Genomic DNA, 15,737 nt, shown 5'->3' on the forward strand with positions numbered 1-15,737 from the left:
GCCGCTTGAGCGGATTGCGCTCAGCGCGCGGTGCTACGCGAGGTAGCTCATACCGTTCCAGCCGGTGCCGATCTGCTGGCGGCTACCGTAGCCACCGCTCCCGTTGCCCTTGTAGAGGTACAGGGCCCCGTCGGACGTGCGGCGGGCGAGCCAGTCGGCGTGGCCGTCGCGGTTGAAGTCGCCGACGCCGGTGATCTGGTCGTAGCCGCCCCAGCCGCAGGTGACCTCGACGCCGCTCTTGACAGTGCCGTTGCCGTTGCCGGCGTAGAGGTACAGGCAGCTGTTCGAGGACCGGACGGCGAGGACGTCGGCGTAGCCGTCGTGGTTCATGTCGCCGACGGCGCTGATCTCTCGCATCCCGTTCCAACCGGTGCCGATCTGCTTGCGCGACCCGAAGGTGCCGTTGCCGTTGCCCGGGTACAGGTACAGGTACCCCGTGGACGACGCGCGGGCGACCAGGTCGTCCTTGCCGTCGCTGTTGAAGTCGTGGCCGCCGGTGATGGCCGACATCGAGTTCCAGCCCGAGCCGACGCGGATGGCGTTCGCGAAGCCCGCCTCGCCGGTGTCGAGCCCCGGAGCGACGTACAGGTCACCCGTGGACGTGCGGTACAGCAGGTCCGTCCGGCCGTCGGAGTTGTAGTCGCCGCCCGCGGACGCACTGGTGATGCCGGTGCAGTTGTCGCAGAGGTTCCAGCGGCTGCCGATCCCGGTGGTGGTCCCCCAGTAGAGGTACAGGTCCTTGTCGGACTTGCGCTGCGCCACGACGTCGCTGAACCCGTTGTAGTCGTAGTCGTAGGTGCGGTCGAGCTGGATGACGGGAAGGCGCATGGCGTTCCAGCCGGAAGAGCCGATGACCGTGCCGGGGTCGTATCCGGACCATTCGGTGTCGATGGTGTACCGGATCAGCTGGCCGTTCCGGAGGTTGGGTGCGACGATGTCGGGCGTGCCGTCGCGGGTCAGGTCGCCGACGCCGACTACCTGGTCGAAGCGGCGCGTGTCGTCCCCGACGTACAGCGACGGGTCGAGCTCGATGACGCCGCCGGTCGACGCGTAGAGGTAGTAGCGGCCGTCGTAGTTCCAGCGGCTCAGGAACTCGTCGTAGCCGTCGTCGTCGAGGTCGCCGACCGAGCTGATGACGTCCATGCCGTTCCAGAACTCGCTCCAGAACACGCGGGCGCCGAACTTGCCGTCGCCCAGGCCCGGGTAGTAGTACATGTTGCCGTCGGTGAACGAGGTGGCGAAGATGTCGGGGTTGCCGTCGCCGTCGAAGTTGCCGACAGCGATCTGCCCCATCTTGCCCCAGCCGTTGCCGACGAAGATGCGGGACTTGAAGCCCCCGCTGCCGTTGCCGGGGTAGGTCCACAGATTGCCGAGCTTGTTGTCGCGGGCGAGGAGGTCGGGGATGCCGTCACCGGTGAGGTCACCGGCCATGACGATGTCCATCTTGCCCCAGTCGGAGCCGACCACGACGCCCGCGAGGTACTTCCCGGAGCTGGTGCCCTTGTAGAGCACGAGCGCCCCGTCGGACTTGCGGACGACGAGGAGGTCCTCGTGGTCGTCCTGGTTGTAGTCGTAGCGCGCCGCGTGGGCGTCGTTGTAGATCAGCGCGAAGTCGTTAGACGGGTCGCCCTCGTACTCGCCGTCGCCGTAGACCGCACCGACCTCGATCGCGCCCTGGAAGGCGGTGGTGTCGGTCAGCTTCACGGTGAAGGTGAGGTCAGGGGTCTCGTTGTACCCGAACTCGTCCACGGTGCAGGCGAAGTCGAAGCGCTCGAGCGCCGTGTCGGGCGTCGCCGCGTAGACCGCGTCGAGCTCGCCGGCGTCATAGCACTCCCAGAGGCCGCCGCCGTCGCTGTCCACGCGGACCAGCTCGGTGCCCTCGGGCAGCTGCGCGCGGAGCAGGTAGGAGCCGCTCTCCTCGTTGAGGTCCTGGGTGGCGCCGGGGCCGTTGTTCGCGATCTCCGTGGTCACGGTGACGGTGTCGCCGACCATCCCCTTGAGGAAGGTCTCCTCGGCCTCGAGGTCGTAGGTGTTGTCCGCAGTGGTGATGGTGACGGCGCCCGAGTAGTAGGCGATCGAGTCCTCGCCGCCCTCCCAGCCCGCGGGCGCGGTGGCCAGGCCGAGCTTCGTCCCGGTCGCGGGGACCCAGGACAGGTTGTCGTACTCCTCGGCGAGCGTGGCCGCGTTGATCGTCTCGACGCTGTAGGTGCATCTGCACACGTCGAGCGGACCGACCACGCCGTTGGCGATCCGGTAGTCGACGGCCTTCGTGAGGGTCAGGAACTGGCCCTTGGCGTCGGGGACGTCGGTGATGACGCAGACGATGCCGGTCTGTGTGAGCGTCGAGCCGGAGCCTTCGTAGGTGGTCCTGCAGTTGGGGAAGAAGTCGATCGCGTCGGCGAGCTCCGAAGGGTCGATGCCGCCGCCCGGGAGCGGGTTGCTGAACGTGACGACGACCGCCGCGGTGGTGGGGGCCAAGTCGAAGTCCTGGTAGAACACCGGATTGACCTTGGTGAACGTGTCCTCGACGACACCGCTGACCGCGACGTCCCCGTGGGCGTACGGGTGGTGGACGTCGTAGTCGGCGATGACCCGGTATTCCCCGGTGGAGTTCTCGACCTCGATGCCGTCGACGGTCGCCTTGAACGTGTAGTCGATGGCGGCGTCCTCGGCGTTCGGGACGGGAGCGAGGTTGAAGACGAAGTCGGTGTGCGGCTCCGCGTCGGCAGAGCAGACGATCGTCGCGGGCTCGGAGACCTCGCAGGCCGGGTCCTCGGTCGTCAGGTCGAGGACGCCGTAGGGGTCGTCGAATACGAGCTCCGAGACGACCGCGTGCGTCGTGGTGTCGTCGGCGACCGCCCGGACGTAGTCCACGGTCATGGTGCTGGGGGCCGACTCGGCGCCGTTGAAGTCGGGTGCGAGGTGCACGCTGGCGACCGGGTCGCCGGAGATGCCGGGGATCTCGACCGCTGACGCGGGGACCGCGAACGCGGCCGCGGCGGTGCATCCCGCCGCCGCGGCGGCAAGCAGGCGCAGGCCAGCTCGACGGGCCCTGGGGGAATCAGGGGACATGGGGCTCCTTGTTCACTTAGGGACGAGGGGTTCGTGGGGCGCTGGCAGGACCAGCGCTCAGTACACGCGCTGTCCATGGAACCGGTTGCAGGCACACTGCGCAGGGATACCTGGTCCGAGCCGCGGCCGCGAAGGTTCGGCCGCTCGGACGCGTCCGGCCCTTTCCGCTTTCCTGGGTGGCGCTGTCGACAGGGTTGCTACTGAGCAGTAACATGTATCGTGATCGGGAACACCGCACTGCCGAGAGGTCGCCATGGGAGTCGTCCAAATCGTCACGGCCACGGTCGCGTTCGCGTACACCGCGGTCGCCATCGGGCTGTTCGTCCGAGCCGGGCTCGGGATGCTCGGGCTCATACAGCTCGGTGCGCCCGACAAGACCCGCAAGGGCGACCGCCAGGCGCGGGTCGCGACCATGCTGCGGGAGTCCCTGGGGCACACCAGGATGCTGCAGTGGACATGGGTCGGGCTCGCGCACTGGGCGGTGTTCTTCGGGTTCTTCCTGCTGGCCCCGGCCCTGGCCGCGTCGTATTTCGAGGTGCTCAACCCCGAGTGGGGCCTGCCGCTCGTCGGGCACTGGGGGCCGTGGCTGCTGTTCTCGGAGATCCTCACCGTGCTCACGGGCGTGGCCATCGTCGGCCTCTTCGTGATCCGCATGTTCAGGCAGCCGCGGGCGATGCGGGTGCCCCCGCAGGGCACTCCCTCGGACGACGGGCAGCGGCACTCATCGTCCCGGTTCGAGGGCTCCCGGCAGTGGATGGCCTTCTACATCGAGGCCACGATCTTCACCATCGTCGTCTCACACATGGCGGTCCGCGTCATCAAGGTCGCGCTCGACGAGGTCCCCGAGTGGTCCTCGCCGGTCTCGTCTCTCTTCGCGGGCGGGCTGAGCGGCGCGTCGCACGACGCCCTGCTGAACGCGGTCACGCTCTCCGCGGGGCTCGACATCCTCGTGTCCTGGACGTTCTTCCTCATGCTCGCGCTCATCCCGTCGATGGGCATCGGCTGGCACCGGGTCACGGCGTTCTTCAACCTGTACTTCAAGCGCAACGCCGACGGCGCGGTCTCGCTCGGCCCGGCCAAGCCGATGCTCATCGACGGCGAGCCCGCCGACTTCGAGACCGCCGACCCCGAGACGCAGCCGTTCGGCGTCGCCACGATCGCGGACTTCACGTGGAAGGGCCTGCTCGACTTCTCCACCTGCACCGAGTGCGGGCGCTGCCAGTCGCAGTGCCCCGCCTGGAACACCGGGAAGCCGCTCTCGCCGAAGAAGCTCATCACGGACCTGCGCGACCACCTGTACGAGCAGGCGCCGTACCTGAAGGCGGCGGCGATCGCGAAGGAGCGCGGCGGTGAGGCCGACCCGCACGAGAAGATCAACATCATCGGCAACGTGATCGATCCTGACGTGCTGTGGTCCTGCACGACCTGCGGTGCGTGCGTCGAGCAGTGCCCGGTCGACATCGAGCACGTCGACCACATCCTGGACCTGCGCCGGAACATGGTGATGATCGAGTCGGACTTCCCCGACGAGGCCCAGACCATGCTGCGGAACCTCGAGAACAAGGGCAACCCGTGGGGCGAGAACCCGGCCCACCGCCTCAAGTGGGCCGAGCCGCTCGACTTCGAGGTGCCGATCGCCGAGGCCGGCGGCGACTTCGAGTACCTGTACTGGGTCGGCTGCGCCGGCGCATACGACCCCAAGGCGCAGAAGACCTCCCGCGCGGTCGCGACCCTGCTGCACGACGCGGGCGTGAAGTTCGCGGTCCTCGGCGAGGCCGAGACGTGCACGGGCGACTCGGCGCGGCGCATCGGGCACGAGTTCATGTACCAGATGCTCGCCGAGCAGAACGTCGAGACGCTGAACGAGGTCGGCGCGGTCAAGATCGTCGCGACCTGCCCGCACTGCCTCAACACCATCGGCAACGAGTACGAGGACATCGGCGGGAAGTACGAGGTAGTTCACCACACCGAGCTGCTGAACGACCTCGTGAACGCCGGGAAGATCACGCCGGTGGAGGAGCACGAGGGCAAGCTGACCTACCACGACCCCTGCTACCTGGGTCGGCACAACCGGATCTTCACGCCGCCAAGGGAACTGCTCGGGTCGTTCGCGGAGATCACCGAGATGCCGCGCACGGAGGAGCGCTCGTTCTGCTGCGGCGCGGGCGGGGCCAGGATGTGGCTCGAGGAGCCGCTCGGCAAGCGCGTCAACCGGGAACGGGCCGACGAGGCGGTCGCGACCGGCGCCAAGACGGTTGCCGTGGGCTGCCCGTTCTGCTCCACCATGCTGCGCGACGGCGTCGCCGACGCGGGCAGGGAGGACGTCGAGGTCATCGACATCGCCCAGCTGCTAGCGAGGACGCAGGAGAAGCGCGCGGAGAAGGCCGTAGCGGCTGAGTAGACCGAACACGCCGGACCGAATGTCGGACCCCCATGCCACCCTTGGCATCGGGGGTCCTTCGTTTGCCCGTTTTGAAGGCTAGCGCTGAGAGTGCGGCGAATTGCGACTGCGTGCGTCGAAGACCGCTGCGTGGGTCGTTCGGGCTCCGTCCGCTGTGTGGGTCGTTCGGACTCCGCCCGCTACGTGGGTCGTTCGGACTCCGCCCGCTACGTGGGTCGTTCGGACTCCGCCCGCTGCGTCAGCCGTTCGGACTCCGCCCGAAATAGGCGCGGAGCAGCGCAGCCGATTCGGCTTCGAGGATGCCGCCGTAGACGTCGGGGTTGTGGTTGAGGCGCGGGTCGCGCACCACGTCCCACAGCGAACCGACCGCGCCCGTCTTCGGTTCCCAAGCGCCGAACACGATTTCACCCACTCGGGCGAGCACCGCCGCGCCCGCGCACATCGTGCACGGCTCCAAGGTGACCACGAGGGTGCAGCCCTCGAGCCGCCACCCGTCGCCGTGCGCGGCCGCCGCCGCGCGCAGCGCGAGCACCTCCGCGTGCGCGGTCGGATCGCCGAGGGCCTCACGGGCATTGGCGGCCGCGGCGAGCTCGCGCCCGTCCGGGCCGATGACGAGGGCCCCGACCGGCAGGTCGCCGCGGGGCCCGGCGGATGCACCACTGCCATGCTCGGCGGGCACGTCTTCGTTGTCCGCATCGAACCGCTGCGCGGCAGCGGGAGTCACGTCAGGCGGGGCGGTGTCGGCCGGGTATGCCGGGCCGCCCGGCCTCAGGTGGGGTTCGGGGTCCGCCGGGAGGCCTCCGGTGCGCGCGATCTCGAGCGCGCGGCGCATCCATCGCTCGTGGACCTCGCGGCGGGACTGCATGGGGGCTTCGGCTCTAGGAGCCGGTGGCGTCTTCCAGGGCCTCGGTGAAGCCGATGGCCTTGGCGACCTCGGAGACCACGTCGGAGGGCATCATGCCTTCCTTGGCGCACAGGGCCAGCAGGGTCGAACCGGGCACGCCCAGGTCGCCCAGCACGTCGGCCTCGCCCACGGGCTCGGCGTCGAGCTCGGTCGGGCGGGCCGAGATCGACTCCTCGTCCTCGGTGTCGATCTCCTCGGTGTCCTCGGGCTCGAGATCGCCCAAGAGGGCCTCGCCCAGGCGCGACTGCGACGCGTACTCGGCGTCAGAGCCGAAGGTGCGCAGGTCGTCGCCGTTGTCGAGGCGCATCACCGTCAAGTACTCGTCGTCGGCATCGACGAACAGCAGTGTCAGGTCGGCGTCAGGGAAAGCCTCACGCATGACCTCGGCCGCGTCCTCGACGTCGGCAACAGCGTCGAGGTCGACCTCCGCGGCCTCCCACTCGTCGCCCTCGCGGCCCACAGCCACAGCGAAATACGACACGATCCGTCCCCGTCTTCTCATTCAATGGAACCTGCGGCCCGATTGGGCAGCCGTTCGATACGACCTACTGAAGGATGTGGCGACCCGCGGTTGATGTAACCACAGGATCCAGTCGCCGGTCAGCAAAAGATACAGCTCGCATGAGAGCCCCGTGACGCCAGCGGCCGTCCCTGCGACCGCCGCTACGCCGACCGCTGCCCCGCGGTCACCGTAGCGCGCCAGCAGCGCGGCGGCGACCGCTCCGATCGTACTCGCGGCCAAAGTCACCCAGGCGAAGCCCGCCCCGGTGGGCAGGGCCTCCCCAGTGCTTCTGGCGTACGCCAAGAGCCACAGGAGCACCCACAGACCGGACAGGACCGAGCCGGCCGCTACCGGGCCGACGCGGACTGGATGGGGCTCCCTCCAGTGGGGCCTCCCGGAGCGCGGCGGGTGCGCTTCGGGGCTGGTCCAGGAGGTGGGCCCGATGGGTCCCTCATGCATACGTCACAGGGTACGCAGGCGGGGGCGTGACCGGTAGTGGCATCACGGGCTGCGATGGCGCCTCGACGGGCCGGATCTGGCCGTCGGGGAACGTGATGTGGTACTGGCGGCCGTCCCAGAGGGCGCGGGGCGTGTACGGGTCCGTTCCGGCGTAGACGGCGCGGGCGGCGTTCATGCGGTAGGCGGCGTGCTCGATGCGCCGCTCCTCCCAGGGCCGCCCGATGGACGCCAGGTCGTACTGCTCGGCGAGATCGGAGGCGGCCCTTTGGAAGTCCTTCATGGCGGCCTCGCCGGGCTTCCCGGCGTGGCGGTACGCCCAGGCGCGGGCGGCGGCGCGGCGCGAGAACGTCGCGAGGGACGCCAGCTCGGGCGGCGAGACCTGGCCGGCGGCGCACAGCGGGGCGAGGACGGTCTGGGTGCGGCGGGCGTCGGCGGCGCGCAGCCACAGGGCCGCGCCGACCATGGTGAAGAACAGGGGCGCGAGGAACGCCGGGTAGAGCGCGAACCACAGGGCGGGCATGTCGAGGTTGACGCCGAGGACGGAGGAGCCGTTCCACAGGGCGTGGAGTCCCATGCCGCACAGGAGCATCCCGATGATCCAGGTGGTCTGGAGGCCCTTGCGTCCGGGCCTGCGGGCGGCCTTGCCGAGGCCGATCGCGGAGAGGCCGGTCATGAGCGGGTGCGCGAACATGGTCGCCAGGCCGCGCACGGCGACGAGGATCGTGACCTGCGCGATCCCGGCGGCGGCGTCGAGCGACTCGGCGCCGTAGAGGTACGCGCCGGAGGCGTAGAGGACGTTCTCGGCGATGGCGAACCCGGCTCCGGCGAGCCCGCAGTAGACGATGGCGTCGAGGGTGCCGGTGAGGTGGCGGCGGGCCGTCCAGTACACGAGCAGCGGGCCGAGGAGCTTCGAGATCTCCTCGATCACGGGCGCCGAGACGACGGCCGCGAGGTTCGGGTCGAGGTCGTTCCTGTCGAGCAGGATCGAGGCGCCGGTGTTGACGATCAGGGAGACCGCGGTCGCGACGCACGCGCCCCAGCCGAAGCAGAACGCGAGCACGAGCCAGGGGCGGCGCCGGTAGCGGCCGAGCCACAGGAACGTGCCGACGAGGATCGGCGCGGGCAGGATAGCGGCGGCGAGGCCGACCGCGAAGGCCTGGGCGCCCGCGCCTTCGACGATGGCCCAGGCGAGGACCGTGCCGCCGGCGGCGAAGAGCAGCAGGACGCCGGCGATGAGGACGCCTCTGGCCTTGCGGGCCAGGCCGATCCAGTCGAGCGCGATGCCGCCGAGCGCGAGGATGGCGGCGGCGGCGAGGATCGCCTGCGCCGTGGTGGTGAGGTTCATCGCCGGGGCTCCTGGCCGGGGTCGGGCCTGCCGAGGGTCTGTCCGCTGTCGGTGCCGGTCTCCTCGACGTCGCTGAGGCCCAGGGAGGGGCCGTCGGCGGTCTCGGGGGCGGGCTCGCGGATGACGAAGTGCTCGCCGATGCCGGAGACGGCGAGGAGCCGTTTGAGGAAGTCGCCGAGGTTCGCGAGGACGAGCACGGCCCGGGAGCGGGCCGCGGCGCGGGAGAGGATGACGAGCGTGCCCAGCCCGCGGGAATCGCAGAAGGTCACGCCCCGCATGTCGAGGACGACCCGCACGGGGTCCTCCACGAGGGCGGCGTCCACGGCCGCGGAGAGCCGGGGCGCGGTGTGCAGGTCGATTTCGCCGGTCAGCACCACGATCGTCTCGTTCGCCTCGCGGTATACCGAGATGTCGAGCTTTTGGTGCGTCACGCGGTCAACCCTAGCCGGTTTACCCCGGAAGGAGGAGCCCCGGCAGCGGATAGAACGCGAAACCTTGTCGCCCTTGCGGTTCGAACAGGTCCAGCAAAGGAATGTCGGACCCCGATGCCAGGGTTGCGACCGGGGGCCCGATCGGCGGTCGAACCTCTTCAGCATGCATCGAAGTCATTCGAACACGATGCGCCACGGCGATGTCGCACCCCGATGCCAGGGTTTGAACCGGGGGCCCACTCCGAGGTCGAACCTCTTCAGCATGCCGCCCAGCGCAAGCCCTAAGCCTGGCCCGGCTCCAGCAGGCCCAGGATCCGGTCGATCTCCGGGTCGACGTCGCGGCCCTCCTGCCAGGCGGCGAGGGCGTCCCGGGCCTGGTCGAGCCGGCGCGTCAGGAGCCCTTCGCGCTCACGCAGGTCCCGCGTCCGCTCCGAAGTCTGCCGCAGCGCCTGCCCCTGCGCCCACAGGTCGATGAAGACCTTCACCTTGGTGCGCAGCATCCACGGGTCGAACGGCTTCGTGATGTAGTCGACCGCGCCCACCGAGTACCCGCGCATCGCCAGATGCGCGTCCCGGTCGGCCGCGGTGAGGAAGATGATCGGCGTGTGCCGGGTCTTCTCGCGCTGCTTGATGTGCCGCGCCGTCTCGAACCCGTCCATCCCGGGCATCTGCGCGTCGAGCAGGATCGCCGCGTAGTCCTCCGAGAGGAGCCGCTTCAGCGCCTCCTCACCGGACGTGACCGCGATCGTGTTCACCGGCAGCCCTTGGAGAATGGCTTCGAGGGCGAGGAGGTTCTCGGAACGGTCGTCAACGAGCAGGACGCGGGCGGTGCTCATGCGGTGCCTCCAACGGTCGGTCCGCCATTGTCGCGTTCGGACGCCGCCACGCCTCCCCCGGGGGCGGCTTCGTGTGCGACGCCTCGCGCAGCGTGGCGCCCGTTCCCGCCCGGCTCGGTCACGATCCACTGCGACATGGTGTCGAGCAGCAGGTCGAGGTCCACCGGCTTCGTCAGGTACGCGCTCGCGCCCGCCTCGACGGACTTCTCCCGCTGCTCGGCGAGCGCCTGCGCGGTGAGGAACACGATCGGCAGGTCCGCGAACTGCGGCATGCGGCGGATGACGCGCGTGGTCTCGTTGCCGTCCATACCCGGCATCATCGAGTCCATGAGGACGATGTCGATGCCCGGGTGGTGCTGCAGCGCGTCGATCCCGTCCGCGCCGTTCTCGGCGTAGTGCACGTCGATGCCGTGCAGCTCCAGCGCCGCGGTGAGCGCGAAGACGTTGCGGATGTCGTCGTCGACGATGAGCACGGTCGCGCCTTCGAGGTGCTGCGCGGCGGCGGAGGACGAGGGCGTCTCCGGTGCGCCGGTGAGGATCCCCGGGGAGGGCTCGCGCACGGCCGGGATCTCGGGGCGCATCGGCGTGTAGTCGCCGTCGGCGTCGATCTCCACGGGGACGACGAAGGTGAACTTCGAGCCGGCGTCGCCGGTGTGCTCGATGAACACGTCGCCGCCGAGCATGAGCGACAGGGACTTCGAGATCGAGAGGCCGAGCCCGGTGCCGCCGTACAGGCGCCGGGTGGTGCCGTCGCCCTGGTGGAACGGCTCGAAGATGATGCCCTTCTTGCTTTCGGCGACGCCGATGCCGGTGTCGACGACGCTGAACGCGAGCCGCTCCCCGGCGGCGTTGAGGTGCGGCGCGTCGAAGCGCAGGTCGGCCGGGACGCGCCGCACGGCGAGCGTCACCGAGCCCTTCTGCGTGAACTTGACGGCGTTCGACAGGAGGTTGCGCAGGACCTGCTGGAACTTCTGCCCGTCGGTCTGCATCAGCTGCGGCACCCCCGCGCCGACGTCGACGGCGAACTCCAGGCCCTTGTCTTCGGCCTGCGGCCGGAACGCGGCCTCGATGTCCCCGAGGATCTCGGCGAGGTCGACCGGGTGCACGGAGACGTCCATGCGGCCGGCCTCGATCTTCGAGAGGTCGAGGATGTCGTCGATGAGGGTGAGCAGGTCGGTGCCCGCGTTGTAGATGGTGCGCGCGAACTCGATCTGGCGCTCGGAGAGGTTCCCGTCCGAGTTCTCGGAGAGGAGCCGCGCGAGCAGCAGCAGCGAGTTCAGCGGGGTGCGCAGCTCGTGCGAGACGTTCGCGAGGAACTCCGACTTGTACTTCGAGGCCTGCGCGAGCTGCTCGGCCTTCTCCTCGATGTCCTTGCGGGCGGTCTCGACCTCTTCGTTCTTCAGCTCGATCGCCTTGTTCTGGGCGGAGAGCAGCTGCGCCTTCTCCTCGAGCTCGACGTTGGTCTCCTGCAGCCGGTTCGACTGGGCGCGCAGCTCCTGCGCCATGCGCTGCGATTCGCGCAGCAGCACCTCGGTGCGGGCGTTGCCCTCGATCGTGGCGAGGGTGACGCCGACGTTCGGCGCCAGCGCGTCGAGGAAGCGCTTGTGGAGCCCGGAGTAGGTGTTGAACGAGGCGAACTCGATGACGCCGCGCACCTTGTCGCCGAACTGGACGGGCAGGATGATGAGGTCGGTCGGGGTGGCCTGGCCCAGGCCCGAGGAGATCTCGAGGTAGCCCTCGGGGATGTCGTGCAGGTGGATGGTGCGCTTCGAGGCGGCGGCCTGGCCGACCATGCCCTCGTTGTCCTCGATGAGCTTCTTCTCGCCCGGGTTCGGGTGGCCGTAGACGGCGTTGAGCCGGTAGGTGACGTGCCCGGAGACGTCCTCGTGCCTGACGTAGAACGTGGAGGTCTGCGCGTCGATGAGCGGCGTGACCTCGTCGAGGACCATGCGGGTGACCTCTTCGACGCCCCTGCGGCCCTGGAGGAGCGAGGAGATCCGGGCGAGGTTCGAGTTGAGCCAGTCCGCGTCGGTGTTCTGGCGGGTCTTGTCGCGCAGGGCGGTGATCATCTGGTTGATCGACTCGGTGAGGTCGGCGATCTCGCCCGCGGCCTCGAAGTCGACGGACTGGGTGAGGTCGCCTCGGGCCACGGCGTGGGCGACGTTCGCGATGGCGCGCAGCTGGAGGGTCAGGGTGGCGGCGAGCGAGTTCACGTTGCGGGTCAAGGCGAGCCAGGTGCCGGAGACCCCGGCGACCTCCGCCTGGCCGCCGAGGTTGCCTTCGACGCCGACCTCGCGGGCGACGCGGGTGACCTCCGTGGCGAAGCTGGAGAGCTGGTTGACCATGGTGTTCACGGTGTTCTTCATCTCGAGGAACTCGCCCTGGGCGTCCACCGTGATCTGGCGGCTGAGGTCGCCGCGGGCGACCGCGGTCGTGACCTCGGCGATGTTGCGGACCTGGAGCGTCAGGTTCGTGGCCATCGAGTTGACGTTGTCGGTGAGGTCCTTCCACGTGCCCGAGACGCCCTGCACGTTCGCCTGGCCGCCGAGGATGCCCTCGGTGCCGACCTCGCGGGCCACGCGGGTGACTTCGTCGGCGAAGGACGAGAGCCGGTCGACCATCGCGTTCATGGTCGACTTCAGTTCGAGCATCTCGCCTTGGGCGTCGACGGTGATCTGCCGGTTGAGGTCGCCTCGGGCGACCGCGGTGGCGACGGAGGAGATGTTGCGGACCTGGCTGGTCAGGTTGGAGGCCATCGAGTTCACGTTGTCGGTGAGGGCCTCCCAGATCCCGGAGACGCCCTGGACGTTGGCCTGGCCGCCGAGCTTGCCGTCGGTGCCCACTTCGCGGGCCACGCGGGTGACCTCGTCGGCGAACTGCGACAGCTGGTTCACCATCGAGTTCATCGTCGACTTCAGTTCGAGCATCTCGCCCTGGGCGTCGACGGTGATCTGGCGTCCCAGGTCGCCCTTGGCGACGGCGCTGGCGACGGAGGAGATGTTGCGGACCTGGCTGGTCAGGTTGGAGGCCATCAGGTTGACGTTCTCGGTGAGGTCCTTCCAGGTTCCCGAGACGCCCGGCACGTCCGCTTGGCCGCCGAGGCGGCCCTGTGAACCCACTTCGCGGGCCACGCGGGTCACTTCGTCGGCGAAGCGGGAGAGCTGGTCGACCATCGTGTTCACGGTGTTCTTGACCTCGGCGACCTCGCCCTGCGCGTCGACGGTGATCTTCTGGCCGAGGTCGCCGGCGGCGACCGCGCTGGTGACCTTCGCGATGTTCCGCACCTGCTCGGTGAGGTTCGCGGCCAGCTGGTTCACATTCTGGGTGAGGTCGCGCCAGGTGCCGGAGACGCCCTGCACGTTCGCCTGGCCGCCGAGGCGGCCGTCGGTGCCCACTTCTCGGGCGACGCGCGTGACCTCGTCGGCGAAGGACGAGAGCTGGTCGACCATGGTGTTGACGGTGTTCTTGAGTTCGAGGATCTCGCCCTGGGCGGGCACGGCGATCTTCTGGTTGAGGTCGCCGCGGGCGACCGCGGTGGTGACCTTCGCGATGTCGCGCACCTGGTCGGTCAGGGACGAGGCCATCGAGTTCACATTGTCGGTGAGGTCCTTCCAGGTGCCGGAGACGCCCGGCACGTCCGCTTGGCCGCCGAGGCGGCCTTCGGTGCCGACCTCGCGGGCCACGCGGGTGACCTCGCCCGCGAAGACCTGGAGGGTCGCGGTGAGGGAGTTGATGGTGTCGGCGAGCTCGGCCACCTCGCCGGAGGCCTTGACGGTGATCTTCTGGCCCAGGTCGCCGGCAGCGATGGCCTGCGTCACGGTGGAGATGGACCGGACCTGCTCGGTCAGGTTGGAGGCCATGGTGTTCACCGCGTCGGTCAGCGAGCGCCAGGTGCCGGAGACGTCCTGGACGTCGGCCTGACCCCCGAGCTGGCCTTCGGTGCCGACCTCGCGGGCCACGCGGGTGACCTCGCCCGCGAACGAGCGCAGGAGTCCGACCATGCGGTTGACGGTCTCGCCGAGGCGGCGGAACTCGCCGCGCAGCTGCTTGCCCTCGATGTCGAGGGCGGCCTCCTGGGAGAGGTCGCCCGCGGCGACCGCCTCCAGGACGCGCCCCAGCTCGGTCGTGGGCCTGACCAGGTCCTCGACGAGCCGGTTGACGCTGGCAGCGCCTTCGGACCAGCCGCCGTCGAGGTGCTCGACGATGAGGCGGTGGTTCCAGGAGCCCTCCTCGCCGACGACCCGGGCGATGAGCGCGAGGTCGCGGGCCTGCCGGTCGGCCTGCTCGACCACGGCGTTGAACCGGTCGACGACCTCTCCGGCCAGGCCCTCGCCGCGGGGGAGCCGCACTGAGAAGTCGCCCCGCTCGACGGCGCCCAGCGCGTCGGCCAGGCTTCGGAGCAGGTCCGACTCGTCGGTCGGGCTCGCTGTACGGGAAACGGTGTCCGTCATGGCATGGTTCCTCAGCTGCGGAGACAGGCTTGGGTACCAGGTTGTCACATGAACCGGGCAAACGTGAAGGCAGGTTACTCAAGGCATTGTGTTCGGTCACCGCACGTTATCGAAAGAAAACTGACAGAACCTCGCAACCGGTATCTCTTGTGGTGCGTGTGGATAGTTGCAGCGCTCCCGCGGGCGAGTCATTCATCAGTGGAGACCGCGAGAGCGCCGCACCCCCAACTCGAAGCACCAATAGGAGATACATGTCCACCCTCAACAAGACCGGTCTGCGCGTCGCCGCGGCCGGAGCCGCAGCGGCCCTCACGCTCGCGGTCGGCGCCCCCGCCTTCGCTCAGACCGAAGCCCCCGAGGACGCCACCACCCCCGCGACGGACGCCAGCCCGAGCCCGGAGACCGAGACCGAGAGCACTCCGGCGACGGACACCGAGACCACCGAGACCGAGACCGAGGAAGAGGAGGCCCCCGTGGTCACCGAGCCCCCGGTCGACGAGGAGCTCCCCGAGGCGTCCGAGGAAGGCTACGAGTACGAGTTCGCGTTCCTCAACCACATCCTGACCGGCGCGAACCCGGGCGAGACCCTCACCGCTTTCCCGCACATGCGCGTCAACGGCGAGTCCGGCCTCGGTGACGAGCGCGGCGCGACCGTCCTGTGGTTCGAGGACTCCTCGGACGTCGACGCCTGGTTCAACGACGGCGAGCTCGTGTTCACCGACGCCGTCGACGTGATCGCCGACTACGACAACTGCGACCGCTTCGAAGAGACGGTCTACTGCGTGCTGACCGACTTCGACCCGCAGGTCGGCACCACCTACACCCCCAGCGAGGACACCCCGGTCCTCTACGAGGTCCTCAACGCGGTCACCGAGGCCGACGGCGCCGCTTACGGCGCCTACGACATCACCAAGGACGAGCTGGCGATCGAGATCGAGGCCGGCCTCGACCCCGAGAGCGACAACAACCTCACCCTGGTCGAGACCGAGTGGGACATCGAGGACGAGTACTTCTCCGACTTCTTCGGCTGGGTCTTCTTCGAGGGCGACGACCGCGGCTGGGGCCAGGTCCCCGGCGGCGAGAACCCCGAGCTGCCGTCCACCGGCAACTCCTCGATCATCCTGATCAGCTCGGCCGCCGCCGCGCTGCTCGCCGGTGCCGTCGTCTTCTTCATGCTGCGCCGCCGCAAGGCCGCGACCACCTGGGAGTAGACGCCCTGATCCGGTGACGTACGAGAGCGCACGGATCCACTCTTGAGCGGCGGCCGCCCGACCGGGCGGCCGCCGCGGCGGGGGGCCCCCAGCCCCCCAAGAACCGGCGGCCGGCCCCGGGCCCC

9 protein-coding genes are annotated in these 15,737 nt (G+C 69.4%); 2 read left to right on the top strand and 7 right to left on the bottom strand.

Translation table 11 applies throughout. The features are described 5' to 3' along the window. Nucleotides 1–33: 33 nt before the first annotated feature. Entirely contained in the window at nucleotides 34–3,072 is a 3,039-nt protein-coding gene (locus O1R50_RS21570) for an FG-GAP repeat domain-containing protein (RefSeq protein WP_270112286.1), read from the bottom strand. Between the two features lie 253 nt (nucleotides 3,073–3,325). Between O1R50_RS21570 and O1R50_RS21575 the strand changes: the two genes are divergently transcribed. Then, on the top strand, nucleotides 3,326–5,473 hold the full coding sequence (locus tag O1R50_RS21575; RefSeq protein WP_270112288.1) for a (Fe-S)-binding protein: 2,148 nt from the start codon (nucleotides 3,326–3,328) through the stop codon (nucleotides 5,471–5,473). Nucleotides 5,474–5,711: 238 nt separating this feature from the next. Here O1R50_RS21575 and O1R50_RS21580 read toward each other — a convergent pair whose 3' ends face one another. The 6 genes from O1R50_RS21580 to O1R50_RS21605 all read right to left on the bottom strand — a co-directional run bounded on the left by O1R50_RS21580 (nucleotide 5,712) and on the right by O1R50_RS21605 (nucleotide 14,401). Continuing rightward, nucleotides 5,712–6,152 (bottom strand): nucleoside deaminase, encoded by a 441-nt coding sequence (locus tag O1R50_RS21580; RefSeq protein ID WP_408612783.1) that lies wholly within the window; start codon nucleotides 6,150–6,152, stop codon nucleotides 5,712–5,714. 199 nt (nucleotides 6,153–6,351) lie between these two features. Then, a complete protein-coding gene (locus O1R50_RS21585; RefSeq protein WP_205328125.1) occupies nucleotides 6,352–6,858 on the bottom strand; it encodes a tRNA adenosine deaminase-associated protein in 507 nt (168 codons plus the stop codon). A 472-nt stretch (nucleotides 6,859–7,330) separates the two neighbouring features. Next, nucleotides 7,331–8,683 carry a PrsW family intramembrane metalloprotease gene (locus O1R50_RS21590; protein ID WP_270112291.1) on the bottom strand — a complete coding sequence of 451 codons (1,353 nt, stop codon included), beginning with the start codon at nucleotides 8,681–8,683 and terminating at the stop codon, nucleotides 7,331–7,333. After that, on the bottom strand, nucleotides 8,680–9,114 hold the full coding sequence (locus tag O1R50_RS21595) for an STAS domain-containing protein (RefSeq protein ID WP_270112294.1): 435 nt from the start codon (nucleotides 9,112–9,114) through the stop codon (nucleotides 8,680–8,682). Before O1R50_RS21595 ends, O1R50_RS21590 begins: the two co-directional genes overlap by 4 nt. 281 nt (nucleotides 9,115–9,395) lie before the next feature. Further along, a complete protein-coding gene (locus O1R50_RS21600; protein ID WP_270112295.1) occupies nucleotides 9,396–9,950 on the bottom strand; it encodes a response regulator in 555 nt (184 codons plus the stop codon). Beyond that, nucleotides 9,947–14,401, bottom strand: a complete 4,455-nt coding sequence (locus tag O1R50_RS21605; RefSeq protein WP_270112296.1) for a HAMP domain-containing protein — start codon at nucleotides 14,399–14,401, stop codon at nucleotides 9,947–9,949. Before O1R50_RS21605 ends, O1R50_RS21600 begins: the two co-directional genes overlap by 4 nt. A gap of 251 nt (nucleotides 14,402–14,652) precedes the next feature. Between O1R50_RS21605 and O1R50_RS21610 the strand changes: the two genes are divergently transcribed. Beyond that, on the top strand, nucleotides 14,653–15,612 hold the full coding sequence (locus O1R50_RS21610) for an LPXTG cell wall anchor domain-containing protein (RefSeq protein WP_270112297.1): 960 nt from the start codon (nucleotides 14,653–14,655) through the stop codon (nucleotides 15,610–15,612). Nucleotides 15,613–15,737 lie beyond the last annotated feature (125 nt).

Origin of the sequence: Glycomyces luteolus (genome assembly GCF_027622875.1) — a bacterium.
GTDB lineage: Bacteria > Actinomycetota > Actinomycetes > Mycobacteriales > Micromonosporaceae > Glycomyces > Glycomyces luteolus.

Bases quoted from the DNA above. Each gene is read 5' to 3' on its own strand.
- O1R50_RS21570 (WP_270112286.1), bottom strand. From the start codon at position 3,072: ATGTCCCCTGATTCCCCCAGGGCCCGTCGAGCTGGCCTGCGCCTGCTT.
- O1R50_RS21575 (WP_270112288.1), top strand. From the start codon at position 3,326: ATGGGAGTCGTCCAAATCGTCACGGCCACGGTCGCGTTCGCGTACACC.
- O1R50_RS21590 (WP_270112291.1), bottom strand. From the start codon at position 8,683: ATGAACCTCACCACCACGGCGCAGGCGATCCTCGCCGCCGCCGCCATC.
- O1R50_RS21600 (WP_270112295.1), bottom strand. From the start codon at position 9,950: ATGAGCACCGCCCGCGTCCTGCTCGTTGACGACCGTTCCGAGAACCTC.
- O1R50_RS21605 (WP_270112296.1), bottom strand. From the start codon at position 14,401: ATGACGGACACCGTTTCCCGTACAGCGAGCCCGACCGACGAGTCGGAC.
- O1R50_RS21610 (WP_270112297.1), top strand. From the start codon at position 14,653: ATGTCCACCCTCAACAAGACCGGTCTGCGCGTCGCCGCGGCCGGAGCC.